General features: G+C 69.9%; 12 protein-coding genes and 1 pseudogene. 5 read left to right on the top strand and 8 right to left on the bottom strand.

Going from position 1 to position 13,778, the window contains the following annotated elements; genetic code table 11:
• Window positions 1-64 precede the first annotated feature (64 nt).
• The 4 genes from grpE to ACQPZP_RS01615 form a co-directional block, all read right to left on the bottom strand.
• Window positions 65-709, bottom strand: a complete 645-nt coding sequence (gene grpE / locus ACQPZP_RS01600) for a nucleotide exchange factor GrpE (protein ID WP_433475826.1) — start codon at window positions 707-709, stop codon at window positions 65-67.
• A complete protein-coding gene (dnaK, locus tag ACQPZP_RS01605) occupies window positions 706-2,571 on the bottom strand; it encodes a molecular chaperone DnaK (RefSeq protein WP_433475827.1) in 1,866 nt (621 codons plus the stop codon). The genes grpE and dnaK overlap by 4 nt, the downstream gene beginning before the upstream one ends.
• Window positions 2,572-2,760: 189 nt before the next feature.
• Complete coding sequence (locus ACQPZP_RS01610; RefSeq protein WP_433475828.1) at window positions 2,761-3,099, bottom strand: hypothetical protein; 339 nt, start codon at window positions 3,097-3,099, stop codon at window positions 2,761-2,763.
• Window positions 3,096-3,449 carry a hypothetical protein gene (locus ACQPZP_RS01615; RefSeq protein WP_433475829.1) on the bottom strand — a complete coding sequence of 118 codons (354 nt, stop codon included), beginning with the start codon at window positions 3,447-3,449 and terminating at the stop codon, window positions 3,096-3,098. Before ACQPZP_RS01615 ends, ACQPZP_RS01610 begins: the two co-directional genes overlap by 4 nt.
• A 378-nt stretch (window positions 3,450-3,827) precedes the next feature.
• On the opposite strand from ACQPZP_RS01615, the gene ACQPZP_RS01620 reads away from it, so the two are divergent.
• From ACQPZP_RS01620 to ACQPZP_RS01630, 3 genes are read left to right on the top strand one after another with little or no spacing between them, the layout of a single operon-like run.
• Entirely contained in the window at window positions 3,828-4,691 is an 864-nt protein-coding gene (locus tag ACQPZP_RS01620; protein WP_433475830.1) for a helix-turn-helix domain-containing protein, read from the top strand.
• Window positions 4,678-4,896 (top strand): DUF397 domain-containing protein, encoded by a 219-nt coding sequence (locus ACQPZP_RS01625; RefSeq protein WP_433475831.1) that lies wholly within the window; start codon window positions 4,678-4,680, stop codon window positions 4,894-4,896. Before ACQPZP_RS01620 ends, ACQPZP_RS01625 begins: the two co-directional genes overlap by 14 nt.
• A gap of 14 nt (window positions 4,897-4,910) precedes the next feature.
• Window positions 4,911-5,906, top strand: coding sequence for a hypothetical protein (locus ACQPZP_RS01630; protein ID WP_433475832.1), 996 nt, complete (start codon window positions 4,911-4,913; stop codon window positions 5,904-5,906).
• Between the two features lie 81 nt (window positions 5,907-5,987).
• On the opposite strand, the gene ACQPZP_RS01635 is transcribed toward ACQPZP_RS01630, so the two are convergent.
• Both ACQPZP_RS01635 and ACQPZP_RS01640 read right to left on the bottom strand, forming a co-directional pair.
• Entirely contained in the window at window positions 5,988-6,329 is a 342-nt protein-coding gene (locus ACQPZP_RS01635) for a hypothetical protein (protein WP_433475833.1), read from the bottom strand.
• Window positions 6,330-6,385: 56 nt separating this feature from the next.
• Complete coding sequence (locus ACQPZP_RS01640; RefSeq protein ID WP_433475834.1) at window positions 6,386-7,480, bottom strand: hypothetical protein; 1,095 nt, start codon at window positions 7,478-7,480, stop codon at window positions 6,386-6,388.
• A 222-nt stretch (window positions 7,481-7,702) separates the two neighbouring features.
• Between ACQPZP_RS01640 and ACQPZP_RS01645 the strand changes: the two genes are divergently transcribed.
• Window positions 7,703-8,170, top strand: coding sequence for a peptidase inhibitor family I36 protein (locus tag ACQPZP_RS01645; protein WP_433475835.1), 468 nt, complete (start codon window positions 7,703-7,705; stop codon window positions 8,168-8,170).
• An 81-nt stretch (window positions 8,171-8,251) separates the two neighbouring features.
• On the opposite strand, the gene ACQPZP_RS01650 is transcribed toward ACQPZP_RS01645, so the two are convergent.
• A complete protein-coding gene (locus ACQPZP_RS01650; protein WP_433475836.1) occupies window positions 8,252-9,097 on the bottom strand; it encodes an alpha/beta hydrolase in 846 nt (281 codons plus the stop codon).
• Window positions 9,098-9,349: 252 nt separating this feature from the next.
• On the opposite strand from ACQPZP_RS01650, the gene ACQPZP_RS01655 reads away from it, so the two are divergent.
• Window positions 9,350-12,748, top strand: coding sequence for a S8 family serine peptidase (locus tag ACQPZP_RS01655; protein WP_433475837.1), 3,399 nt, complete (start codon window positions 9,350-9,352; stop codon window positions 12,746-12,748).
• Here the strand turns inward: ACQPZP_RS01655 and ACQPZP_RS01660 are convergent.
• Window positions 12,681-13,766 (bottom strand): annotated as a pseudogene (locus ACQPZP_RS01660) (RNA-guided endonuclease InsQ/TnpB family protein); the annotation flags it as partial. The gene ACQPZP_RS01655 and the pseudogene ACQPZP_RS01660 overlap by 68 nt on opposite strands.
• Window positions 13,767-13,778 lie beyond the last annotated feature (12 nt).

The raw sequence follows: 13,778 nt of genomic DNA on the forward strand, positions 1-13,778 counted from the left end.
GCCACTTGCCACATGTCTTCAGGGCCCTGCGGGGCCCGCCCCGGTGGGACGGGCCCCGTAAGGATCATTCGCCTGGTTCGTCGTCCGCGTCGCCGGGCTCGCCGCCGGACGCGCTCGGCCCGGCGTCCGGATCGGGATCGGCCACCGCGACCCGCGCGGGCCGCAGTATCCGCTCGCCGATCCGGTAGCCCGGCTGGAGGACGTCGATGACGCTCGTCTCGGTCACGTCCGCCGAGAGCGAGTGCATCAGGGCCTCGTGCACGACCGGGTCGAAGGGCTCGCCCTTCTCCCCGAACCGCTCCAGGCCGAGCTTGCCGGTGACCGCCTCCAGGCTCTCCGCGACGGACTTGAAGCCGCCGGTGAGCTCGTCGTGGTCACGGGCGCGGCCGATGTCGTCCAGCACCGGGAGCAGCTCGGACAGCACCTGCCCGAGGGCCTGCTCGCGGACCGCGACCCGGTCGCGCTCGACGCGCTTGCGGTAGTTGTCGTACTCGGCCTTCAGCCGCTGGAGGTCGGCGAGACGCTCCGTGAGCTGGGTCTTGAGCGAGGAGGTCTCCTCATCGGTGACCGTGGCGCCCCCGTTCGCAGGGGTCTCCGGAGCAGGCGAGGCCGCCTGCGCCCGGACTTCCCCCGTTTCGGGATCGATGCGCCGCTTGTCGCGGATCACCGGGCCCTCCTTCTCCTCGCCCTCGCCGGGGGAGGACGTCACGACGCATCACCCTTCGGCTTGTCCTCGTCCACGATCTCGGCGTCGACGACCTCGTCGTCCTGCGGCTCGCCGCCCTGGGCGTCCGCCGTCGGCCCGTGGTCCTCGGGGCCGGCCTGGGCGCCCTCGGGGTTCTGCGCGTACATGGCCGCGCCCATCTTCTGGCTGACCTGCGCCAGCTTCTCGGCGCTGCCCTTGATGGCGTCGACGTCGGTGCCCTCCAGGGCCTTCTTCACCTCGGCGACCGCGTCGTTGACCTCGGTCTTCATCTCCGCGGGGACCTTCTCGTCGTTCTCCCGCAGGAACTTCTCGGTCGAGTACGCGAGGGTGTCGGCCTGGTTGCGGACCTCGGCCTCCTCCTTGCGCCTGCGGTCCTCCTCGGCGTACTCCTCGGCGTCGCGCATCATCTTCTCGATGTCGTCCTTGGGCAGCGCGCTGCCGCCCGTGATGACCATCGACTGCTCGCGACCGGTGCCCTGGTCCTTCGCACTGACGTTCACGATGCCGTTCGCGTCGATGTCGAAGGTGACCTCGATCTGCGGGACGCCGCGCGGCGCCGGCGGCAGACCGGTCAGCTGGAAGGTGCCGAGCTTCTTGTTGTACGCGGCGATCTCGCGCTCGCCCTGGTAGACCTGGATCTCCACGGACGGCTGGTTGTCGTCGGCGGTGGTGAACGTCTCCGACCGCTTGGTCGGGATCGTGGTGTTCCGCTCGATGATCTTGGTGAAGATGCCGCCCTTGGTCTCGATGCCGAGGCTCAGCGGGGTCACGTCCAGCAGCAGGACGTCCTTGACCTCGCCCTTGAGCACGCCGGCCTGGAGGCTGGCGCCGATCGCGACGACCTCGTCGGGGTTGACGCCCTTGTTCGGCTCCTTGCCGCCGGTCAGCTCCTTGACCAGTTCGGACACCGCGGGCATGCGGGTCGAGCCGCCGACCAGGACGACCTGGTCGATGCCGTCGACCGTGATGCCGGCGTCCTTGAGCACCGAGTGGAACGGCGCCTTGGTCCGGTCGAGCAGGTCGGAGGTCATCCGCTGGAACTCGGCCCGGGTGAGCTTCTCGTCCAGGTGGAGCGGGCCCTCCGCCGACGCGGTGATGTAGGGCAGGTTGATCTGCGTCTCGGACGAGCCGGACAGCTCGATCTTCGCCTTCTCCGCGGCCTCGCGGAGCCGCTGCAGCGCCATCTTGTCCTTGGACAGGTCGACGCCGTTGGCGTTCTTGAACTTCTCGACCAGCCAGTCGACGACCTTGCTGTCCCAGTCGTCGCCGCCCAGGTGGTTGTCGCCGCTGGTGGCCTTGACCTCGACCACCCCGTCGCCGACCTCCAGCAGGGAGACGTCGAACGTGCCGCCGCCGAGGTCGAAGACCAGGATGGTGGCCTCGTTCTCCTTCTCCAGGTGGTAGGCGAGCGCCGCCGAGGTCGGCTCGTTGATGATGCGCAGGACGTTCAGCCCCGCGATCTGGCCGGCCTCCTTGGTGGCCTGCCGCTGGTGGTCGGAGAAGTAGGCGGGAACCGTGATGACCGCGTCGGTGACGGTCTCGCCCAGGTAGGACTCGGCGTCCCGCTTCAGCTTCTGCAGCACAAACGCGCTGATCTGCTGCGGGGTGAAGGGCTTGTCGTCGATCTTGGTCTTCCAGTCGGTGCCCATCTCGCGCTTGACCGACCGGATGGTCCGGTCCACGTTGGTGACCGCCTGGCGCTTGGCGACCTCGCCGACCAGAACCTCGCCGTTCTTGGCGAAGGCGACGACGGACGGCGTGGTCCGCGACCCCTCCGCGTTCGCGATGACGGTGGGCTCGCCGCCCTCCAGAATCGCGACGACCGAGTTGGTCGTCCCGAGGTCGATGCCGACCGCACGTGCCATGTTCTCGTCCTCCGTCGTTTCCGGTGTCAACCCCGTTGCCGGGAGTTATCGCAGCCCCGGTCGCCCCCAGGGCGCGCCGGTTGAGTCTCTAGGCCGCAAGATTGCCCGGCCGACCGTCCGTTGTCAAATGACTTGAGTCGACCGGACTCAACTTTGCTGCCGTCCTCTACAACAGGACGATTGAGCGCCCTATTCCGGTTCCCGGAACGGCCCCGTCGGCTCAGGGATCACCTGGACGGAGGAGAACGCCCCCGCGACCATCCCCCACCAGGAGGAGCAACTCGTCCACAAGACCCCGCCGCCGTCACGCCGCGCCTCGCCGACGACTCCGAGGTCGATGTACTCGCTCTTGCCGTACGTGGACACGGTGACGAGCCGGATCGCACCGCACACACCGGTGGTCGCCTCACGAAGAGCAAGATCGACGTAGGTGATCGCGGCGCCCATGTCATCGGTCACCCCGGACTGACCGTTCTCGACGTCCCAGGCGTACATCTGCGGCGGCTCGTGCGCCGCCCGCGCCCTCATCGGCCACCCCCGAACAGGGCGCGCCGCCGCCGCTTCGGCCGCGCATGAGCCGGACGGGACGCCTCCCGTGACCGGGAGCCAACGGCCCCGCCGGGCCGCTGCGTCCTTCCGAAGACCGGGCGCCGCGGCGGGATCGCCCGCCGGATGCCGAGAACGCCGTGAATCCTGTCGGCGAGCTGACGAGGCGTGTCCGCCTCCACCAGGCGATCGTTCGCCAGGGCCCACCAGTGCCCGGTGTAGTCGCCGAGCCATGCCCGGACGCCGGGGAACGCGGCCTCCAGCTCCCGCCGGATCTCGTCGGGGTCGAGGTAGACCCATCCCGTCGCGGAGCAATCGGTTAGGTTGCCCATAGATCGGACCTCCATCCGATCGAGGCCCCGGGCGTAATGGTGTGCCAGCACCTGTCCCGGGGCCGCCCTGTATCTACGAGCGCGCAGGCGCGCGACTCGTCTTGTGCGCCACGCGGCGGGATCCCCGGGGGTGGGCCCCGCCGCGCGACGTCCCGACCGGCACGAGCCCGCAGGCGCCGCACCGACGGCCTACGTGATCACCATCCGCATCTGGGGGCATGCGGCGACGACCACGCAGCGCGTTCCTTCGACCCCGCAGGGTGGCGAAACGCACTCGCCTATCATGACTCGCACTTGTGCGCAGCGCCAGTGTTGGCGTGAAAGATCTGTTACGAAATGGCCACACACGGTGATCGCTCCGATGGAAGGCTGCATCCCATGCCTGTTGAGCACGGACCGACCGCACGGCACCGTCGGCTCGCTGCCGAGCTGCGACGCCTTCGCGAGGCGGCAGACCTGACGCCGGAGGTGACCGCCGGCATCCTCGGCTGGAGCCGAACCAAGCTCGTACGGATCGAAACGGCCAAGAGCATGCCCTCGGTCGGCGATGTCGAGCGCATTCTCGACGTCTACGGCACCGACTACGCGACGCGGGCAGCGCTGCTCCAACTCGCCCGCGACATTCGCGCCCGGGGCTGGTGGGCGGCGTTCGGTGACGTCCTGGCGGGTGGCTATGCCGAGTTGGAGGACGCGGCCGACCGCATCCGTATCTGGCAAACGGAAGTTGTCCCAGGGGTGCTCCAGACCCCTGATTACGCTCGCGCTCTGATCGCGGGGACGTTTCCGGACGATCGAGACGAGATCGATCGAAGACTGCAGGCTCGGATGGCAAGGCGTGCACGCTTCACGCGTACCGACGCCCCTGAACTCGACATCCTCCTGGCAGAGGAGATCTTCCGCCGCCCAGTCGGGGGACCGGCTGTGATGATCGGCCAGCTCACCGCGCTCCTGGAGGCGGTGGAACAAGCATCGGTAGCTGTTCGCGTCGTGCCGATGACGCTCGGATACCGGCCCAGTCTCGGCGAGGGCTCGGTGGAGATTTTCGAGTTCTCAGCGCCCCTGGAACTCGATACTGCGCATGTGGAGACTATGGGCGGAAGTATGTACATCGAAGACATCACGCAGGTTCGGCGCTGTAGTTCGAGGTTGGACCGCATCGCCGACGTGGCGTTGTCCCAAGACGAGTCGGTGGCGCTCATGACCACTATCCGGGAGGAGTTCCAAGCTCATGTCCGTGCTTAGGTTTCCAGCCGAGGCCCAGTGGCGGATCAGCAGCCACTCAGGGGGAGGCAACAGTTCGTGCGTAGAGGTGGCGCTCAACGTCCCCGGTGTGGTCGGTGTTCGTGACTCGCTGGATAGGGACGGGCCGGTGCTCGTGGTCGCGCCGTCTGCGTGGCGCGCGCTGACTTCCCGGATCAAGAACGGCGACGTCCACACTCTCCATTGACGCAGGCGGGGGGCATGGCGGAGACACGGTATTTCGAGAAGAACGACAAAGGCGTCGTCCGATGCTGGCAGATCACCCTTGACGGCATCCGCTGCCACATGGGCTGGGGCGTGGCCGGCGGCGTCATGCGCGGGTCGAGCATGACGCTCGACGATGGGGCGCACGCACTCCGCCACTTCACCAAGAAGATCAGCGAGAAGGAGCGGGGCGGATACGTCGAGGTCGCGCCCGGGCCCGGGACAGCGGCGCCGCGGGCGAAGGCGGAGCCCGAAGCGGACGTCCGGCTGCTCGACATGGTCGGGAACGGCGACAAGTACGAGCCGGTCGCCGATCACCCAGGCGTGGTCGTGAGATTCCACGACTTCAAGGCCGGGCCCGGACCGTTCTACGAGTACTACATCGTCGGCGAGGACGAGGGCCGGGGCCTGTCCCTGGTGGTGAAGAAGCCCGGCCACGACGAGGCGATGGTGTCGGCCTTCCTGGACTTCGTCCGACCGCGCGTCGGGCTGGCTTTCGACGGCCGCTCTCATCACAAGGTGCCGCTACCCGCGCCGATCGGCCCATTCGACCACGTGCTGTTGTGTGGGCCCTCGCTGACGGCCGTGAACTATGGGGCCAGGCTCGGCAGGGTCTTCCCGATCCGCGACTGCGAGATCGGCGACGAGGACACCGAGACGTTCGTCGAGGCACGGATCCAGGGGCGGAACTCGATGCCGTGCACCACCTGGGACCGCGAGCCGTTCCCCGTCATCGACCTGAAGTTCGACCTGCGGAGGGCGGACGGCTTCGAGGAAATCGGCGGCCGCACGTCGGTGCGGGAGAAGACGTTCAAGGTCTACCCACGGGCAATGGTGGAACGGGGGCTGCGCCTCACGGTGGAGGCGGACCCTGGCAGCGTGCTGGAGATCCGCAACCACCGGCGCGACGTCCTGACGGTGACACCCGAACAGCCGCGAACGCTCGACGAGGCCGACCGCTTCCTGCTCGGACCGGCCATGACGGCATCGTGATACCAGCCGCGTTCGCACTGTTGGCAGAGTGATCCTGCCGGGAGGCGACGTTTCGCCGCGTCGCCTCCCGGCTCGGCAGGCTCAGGAACGCCGGCTCTTGACCGCGTACGCGCGGATCACGGTCTGGTCGACGCCCGCGGCCTTGGCGTGCAGCGAGACGAACCCCGACGCGGGGTTCTTCAGTGTCGCGGCCCACTCCGTGCCTTTGCGCCGGACGGTCACCGGGGTCCAGGTCTTGCCGTCGTCGTAGGAGATCTGGAGGGACGGCCGGGAGTCCGGTGCGCGATCCACCGTCAAGGTCAGTTCCTGCCCGGCCCCGGCCCCGGCCCCGGCGTCGGCGGTCGCGCCGGCGTCGAGCGGCGTGCGGTACCGGATGGACGGAAGGGGGACGACGCCGTCGTCGCGTACCGCGAAGTTCCACACCGCGTGCTGGCGGGTCGCGAGCGGCGAATAGGAGGCGTTGCGCTTCTCAACGACGGTCAGCGTGTAGTTCCCGGGCGGGTAACGGGCCAGCCGTGGGCGGTGCCAGGCTGGTCGCTCTCGTAGACGACCCGTCCCGTGGAGTCCCGCAGGACGGAGGAGCCGCTCGCTCCGTTGTAGGGCGCGAGGTCGCTTCGGCCGTCCCAGGTCGAGTGCATGGGGACCGCCAGGGCCGGTTCCTCTCCGCTGCCCCAGATGACCACCGGACGGGCCGGGCCGAACGGAGCCGGGGTCAGCTTCCACCGGTGCGAGCCCGGCTTCGTGAAGCGGACGGTTCGGTTCCAGATCTCGGTCTTATCGAATTCGAAACCGCAGTCCGGCGTCGTGTTCATCCAGTCGATGTCCCAGGCGACGCCCGGCGTGAAGTACTCGGTACGCGTGGCCGGTGCGGCGCCGACGCCGGAGAAGAAGCCGATCCCGCCACCCTCGGCCCAGGCCGGGGCGGCGTGCCCGCCCGTGCAGACGGGACGTCCCTCCGTCCCGTACCGGACCCTCACCTTGGCCATGTCCGCGGTCTTCACCCGGAACTCGGGATTCGCCGGGATCCGCTCCCGCTGTTCGGCCACCACGTTGTAGACGGAAACCGAGACCGGCCGGGCCTCCCGAGCGTCCAGAACGAGCTTGGTCGCGTCCTGCACCCGCACACGGGGGCGGTAGATCAGGGTGGTGGAGGCATCGCCGTCCCCCTCGGGCGTCTTCACGTACGCCATCACCGCGTACTCACCCGCCGGGAGTCGCCCTTCGAGGTTCCCCGTGTCGAGTTCGCCGTAAAACGGGTCACTTCCATCGAGGGGATAGAAGGTCACGCCATTCGCGTCGTCGGTGGCCGGGGGCTTGCCGTTCCGGTCGAGGACGTTGATGACCACCTTCACCCCGTCCGCGGCCTTGGACGCCAGACGCCGCGTCTTCGCCGTCCGGTGCCCGGGTTCGGTGACGGCCTCCTGCCGTAGCCCATGCGGATACCGATTGCGGGCGGACTGGGCGGACGGGGCCGGGGACGGCGCCGCCGCCGCCTGATGCGGTATTGCGAACGTCGTCGTCGTGGCGGCCGCCGCGACGAGCGTGATCATGGCGCTGCTCTTCCTGACTGCCAAGGATCTCCCTCTCCATGGGCGCCCACGCGGGTGCGCGGGCCTCGCCCGGAGAGATGTCCGGCAGGAAGAGATCATTTCCCCTGAAATCCTTCCTGGTCGCCTGGCGCCGGTCGCTTGTAAGAAACCGGGATCCACCGCCACTTCCCCCATGAAGTCGATCAGCCTCCGAGGATTCGGCGGCGTTCTCTGCCGCCATCCGGGAGGAGTGAAAGAGGTGCTCATATGCCCGCCAGAAAGCAAGTGCTTCGCTTGCTCGCCACGACCGCCGGCGCCGCCGCGGCCCTGGCCACCGCCGGTCCCGTAGCGGCCGACGCGGGGACCGCGACGGCCGACACCTGCGCGCCCAACCATTTCTGCGTCTACAGCAAAACGCACTACAGAGGCGTGAAGGTCACCTACACGTCGAAGCTGGGCTGCCGCACGCTGCCGGCCTCGGTGAAGAAGCACGCGTGGTCCTACCAGAACAGGACGAACCGGGTCGCCGGCATCGGAACCCGGTCGGGGGTGCACCTCATCCCCAAGAGGGGGCACAGGGGCGCGTTCAACCCGTCGACCAAGAAGAGCCTCGCCACATCGGCGCTCAGCGCCTGCGTGACCGCATGCAACTCCACGGCCACCGGCCAGAAGGCCGCTCCCGGGAGCCCCGCCTCTCGCGCGGCACGCGCGCAGGACGTCAGCATCATGTGCTGACCCGGCCGTCGCCGTGAGAAAGGCGGCCCCTACGCCGATGGCGCCCGAACGTGACCGGCACGTTCGGGCGCCATCGGCGCGTCAGTTGACGGAGCGCTCGACGAAGTCGAGCGCGGTTTGGGCGACCTCGCGCCACGCGTGGTCGATGGTGAGGGAGTGGCCTCGGTTCGGGATCTTCACGATCTCCGTTACGGCGGGGTTGCGCTTCTGCCGCTTGTAGGCGGCGTTCGCGATCGCCCAGGGCACCGTGTGGTCCTTCTCGCCGTCGATGATCAGCAGGGCGCCGCGGGCGGGGTTCTTCGTGTCCACCTTCGCCTCCGTCCACGGGTTGAGGTTCGCGTTGCCCATCTGCATGAGAGCGATCCCGGAGCCGGCGACGTGGAAAGTGTTGTAGAGCTCCTTCGCCTCCTTCTCGTCCAGTGCGTTCGCCCAGCCGTAGGCGAACTGGTCGAACGTGAGCGTGATCGCGCGGCCGCGCGTGAGCGGGTTGACCAGGAACGGGCCCGCGACCTTGAGCACGGAGGGCGGCAGCGGCAGAACGCCGCGGAAGATCCCGGGGTCGATGGCCACCGTGGCCGCCGAGAGGCCCTGGCCTGCGAGCATCTCCGCCAGCAGGCCCCCGGTCGAGTGCCCTATCAGCACCGGCTTCTTGTCCAAGGCGTTGACGATCTCGATGGTGTGATCGGAGATCTGCTTCAGGGTCTTCTTGGCGAGGGCATCCGGGTTCGCCCGGGCCGCTTCGACCGTTTCCGGATCGTCTGGCCAGTCCGGCGTCAGCGGTGCGTAGCCCGCCGCCTTGAAGAAGTCCACCCAGTTGGCCCAGCTGCTCGGCAGCAGCCACAGGCCGTGGATGAAAACGACCGGGGTGTCGTGAGAGGCATTGGCCGCCTCGATCTCCCGGTTCTCCCGCACAGAAATTGACGCCATGTCGACCCCCGTCCCTCGACCGCAACCCGTCATGCCGGGCGGCTAACTCCCTCCCCACGAAGCGTGAGCTCGTAACTTCAGGCGCGAAAAGGCCTGGCAGGCAGAGAGTGAAGGCTGCTTTACCCGATGCGCTCTGCCGGACGCCTGTAAGAAGCCGGGATCCATCGCGACTTCCCCTGTGAAGTTGATCAGCCCCTCCGGGTGATCAATAACGACCGTCCAACGCGGGACGGCCATGGTGGAGGAGACTCGATGACGCACAGACGCCGGAGCCGGGCCCTGCCCGGCGCCCTGCTGGGCACGCTGCTCGCGGCCGGGGTGCTCGCGGTGGTGCCGACCGCCGCGCACGCCGCGCCGGGAGGGCCCAATCCCCCGGCCGGCGGGCTCGCGCCCGGCCGCTCCTGGAAGGTCACCCTGCTGACCGGGGACGTGGTCAGGGTGCGGACGGTCAAGGGCCGCGCGCCCATGGTGGCGGTCACCCCAGCGCCCGGCCGCGACGCCCACCTGTTCCGCACGGTCACCCGGCCGGACGGGCATGTCCTGGTGACCCCGCTGGACGTCGCCGGCCTGGTCGGGAAGGTGCTCGACCCCGGGCTGTTCGACGTCACGAACCTGATCAGGCAGGGCTACGACGACGCCCGCAGCCGGGATCTGCCGCTGATCGTGCAGCGCTCCGCCGGCGCTCGCTCGCTGTCGGCGCTCGGTGGCGGGACGCTGCGGGAGGGCGTGGCGCTGCCGAGCATCGGTGCCGTCGCCGCGCGGCAGCCGAAGAAGGACGCCCGGCGGCTCGGCTCGGCGCTCGCCGCGATGAAGGGCCCGTCGCTGAAGGCGACGGGCGGCATCCGGCACGTCTGGCTGGACGGCAAGGTGAAGGCCACCGCCCTGGCCACGGCGGTGAAGGCGGCTCCGGGCGCGAAGCTCGACCGGAACCTGCGGCAGATCGGCGCGCCGCAGGCGTGGAAGGCGGGGTTCACGGGCGCGGGTGCCAAGGTCGCCGTGCTCGACACCGGCGTCGACGCCACGCACCCCGACCTGAAGGGCCGCATCGCCGCGTCCAAGAACTTCTCCGAGTCGCCCGACACCGTCGACCGGTTCGGCCACGGCACGCACGTCGCCGCGACGATCGCCGGCACCGGTGCCGCGGCCGGCGGCGCGCGCAGGGGCGTCGCGCCGGACGCGAGCCTGCTGATCGGCAAGGTCCTGGACGACGACGGGTACGGCACCGACTCCGGCCTGATCGCGGGCATGCAGTGGGCGGCGCCGCAGGCGAAGGTCGTCAACATGAGCCTCGGCGGAGATGTGTCCGACGGGACGGACCCGGTCTCGCAGGCGCTGAACGAGCTCAGCGGCGAGCACGGCACCCTGTTCGTCGTCGCGGCCGGCAACGACGGCGTGAGCGGCTCGGTCAACGCGCCCGGGACGGCGGACGCGGCGCTCACCGTCGGCGCGGTCGACGGCCGCGACCGGCTCGCGGAGTTCTCCAGCCGCGGCCCACGGGCCGGCCGGTACGCCGCCAAGCCGGAGATCGTCGCTCCCGGCGTCGACATCCCGGCGGCCCGTGCGGAGGGCACCACGATGGGCACGCCGCTCGGGCCGCTGTACACGAAGGCGTCCGGCACCTCGATGGCCACCCCGCACGTCGCGGGGTCGGCCGCGCTGCTGGCCGCGAAGCACCCGGGCTGGACTCCCGAGCAGATCAAGGCCGCCCTCGTGGGGACGGCCGACCCGGCGACGGGCGGCGACGTCTACGAGCGCGGCGAAGGACGCGTGGACGTGAACGCCGCCGCGACGAGCCCCGTCCTGCCCGCGCAGAGCATCGTGAACCTCGGGACGTCCGCGTACCCGGCGCATGAGGCGCTGTCGACGAAGCTCGGCTGGACGTCCCAGGCCGGCGCCGCCCGCCTCGCGCTGAGCGTGGACGTGACCGACCGGCACGGCCGGAGCGCGCCCGGCGCGGCGAGCCTGTCCGCCGCCGCGATCGACGTCCCGGCGGGAGGCACCGCGTCGGCGTCGCTGCGGATCGACACGTCCAAACTGGCCGCCGGGCTCTACGCCGCGGAGGTGACGGCGAAGAGCGGCGGCACGGTCGTCCACACGCCGGTGACGTTCTACGTCGAGCCGCCCTCGCACACGCTCACCGTGAAGGGCGTCCCCCTGCCGGGCACCGACCCTGCCGACTCCTCCTTCTACTCCGGAGTGGTCAACCTGGACGACGCGACCCTGTACGCCGAGACCGTCGACCCGACTCCGGAGGGCACGAAGGTCCGTGTCCCCGAAGGCCGCTACGCTGTGCTCGGCACCGTGGACGACACGAAGGGCGGCGCCTGGCGTTCGGCCGTCGCCGGTACGCCCGAGGTGGTCGTCGACCGCGACATGACGGTCACGCTGGACGGCCCGGCGAGCAAGCCGGTCAAAGCGAGCGTCGAAGGCGTGTCCACCGAGATGTCGATGGCGAGCGCGTCCGTGGTCCGCGGCACGAGCCAAGGGCTGTGGACGGTCGGCGTGTACTCCGACGACCCGTCGGCGGCCCCTGTCTACGCCCAGCCGATGGACGGGGTGAAGACCGGCCTGTTCCGTGCCTACAGCAGCCACCGGCTGACCGCGCCCGGAACCGTCTACGACCTCATCCACCCGTTCGGCGACCGGATCCCGGCCGACCCGTCGCACGTCGTCGGAGCCGAAGAGAAGGCGCGCATGGCACGCGTCGACCAGCGGTTCGCGGCGTTCGACGGCGACACCGGCAAGGCCGTCATGGAGAAGCGCTACGGCACCTCGCCGGAGGGCCTGCTCTTGGCCGGGCTGGACGCGTCCAGCGAGGTGCCCTCCGGGACGACCCGCACGGACTACGTCTCGACGGGCAAGGGGATGCTCTGGGCCGACGAGGCGTTCCCGCGCGCGATCGCGAACGGCGAGTGGGTCGACCAGTTGCCCTTCCGCGAACTGCGGCCGGGGCAACGGATCTCGCACACGTGGGGCCGCCAGCCGGTGCGTCCCGGCCCGGTCTCCGGATCCGGCGTCGCCCTGAGCGCCTGCACACCGAACCCGTCCATCCGTTCCGGCGACCACGTCCATGTCGAACTCGTCGACCTGCAGACCAGGACGGACGGGTTCGACTGCGGCGTGGAAGGCGTCACCGGCCGACTGGCGCTGTACTCCGGCGACAAGAAGATCGGCGGCGCGGACGCCCCGCGCGGTGACTTCGACGTCCCGTCCGGTCCTGCCGACTACCGGCTGACCTACGACAACGACGCGTCCGCGCTGCTGCCGGTGTCGGTCCGGACCTCCACCTCCTGGACGTTCCGTTCGGCCTCCCCGCGCGGGACCTCCAGCAGGCTCCTGCCGTTGCTCCTCGTCGACTACGACCTCGGCCTGGATCTGCGGAACCAGCCCGCAGGCGAACCGGCCGTCTTCACGGTCGCGCGGGTCGCGGGCTCCGGGACGGCGAAGGTCACCGGGCTGCGGTTCTGGACGTCCGTGGACGACGGGAAGACGTGGCAGGCCGTCCAGGCGAAGGCCCTCGGCGGCGGGCGGTTCAGCGCCCCGCTCCCGGCGCCCGTCAAGGGGCAGGCCATGTCGCTGCGCGTCAGCGCGCAGGACGCGGGCGGCAGCGGCATCGACCAGCGCATCCTCCGCGCCTACCGGGTCCGCTGAGATTCGTTTGACATCCCCCCCCTCGTGAACGGGGGATTCCAACACGACCACTGCCTCGTATGGGGCAGTGGTCGTGTTGAGGTTCACGGTTCGCGGGCTCACCCAACGGCGGGCCTCCCCGTGCAGCAACCGCATGCCCTGCGGCCGTATCACGAATGTTGCAGGCCGCGTTCACGTCGGCGTTGACCCGATGCCCGCAGGCGACGCACGAGAAGACCGCTTGGCTCTCACGGCTCTCCCCGGCGACATGCCCGCAGGCGTTACAGGTCTGCGACGTGTACCGCGGATCGATCTTCACAACCCGTCCGGGCGCCTTGTGCTCGAACCGGGTCACCAGAGCACCCCAGCCGGCGGCCAGGATGCCCCGGTTCAGCCCGGCCTTCTGCCCCACGCTGCGGCCCGGCGCCCGCTCTGTGCCGCGCGCTGAGCGGGTCATGCTTGCGATGTTGAGGTCCTCGACGGCGATCACGTCGAACCGGCGGGCTAGATCGGTGGAGGTCTTCTCGATCCAGTCCTTGCGCCGGTCGGTGGCCCGGGCCCGCAACCGGGCGATCGCGGCCTTGACCCGGGCCCGCCGCCTCGAGCCACGCTTGGCGCGGGCGAGGCTGCGCAGCAACCGCGCCAGCCGGGCCCGCTCCCCCTCCCGCAGCCCTAGGACATGCAGCAGATCACCAGTCGACAACGCCGCACTGACGGCCACCCCCCGATCAACCCCCACCACCTCTCCCGTACCCGGCGCCGAGATCGGGTCGGGGAGCGCGGCGAACGCGACATGCCAGCGCCCGGCCTGGTCGCGGGTGACGCGATAGGACTTGGCGCCGTCGGGGACTGGCCGGGACCAGCGGAACCGCACCCACACCACCTTGGGGACCTTCACCTGACCCACCCGGCGGGAAACGCGTCGCAGATCATCGGGTTTGACCGCCACGACCCGGAACCCCTCACGGCGTCCGGCCTTGCGCCAGGTCGGACGCCGGTGGGTACCGGAGAAGAAGTTGCTCATGGCTTGGTGGAAGTCCTTGAGCGCCTG

Origin of the sequence: Spirillospora sp. CA-142024 (assembly GCF_050942325.1) — a bacterium.
In the GTDB taxonomy this organism is placed as follows: domain Bacteria; phylum Actinomycetota; class Actinomycetes; order Streptosporangiales; family Streptosporangiaceae; genus Spirillospora.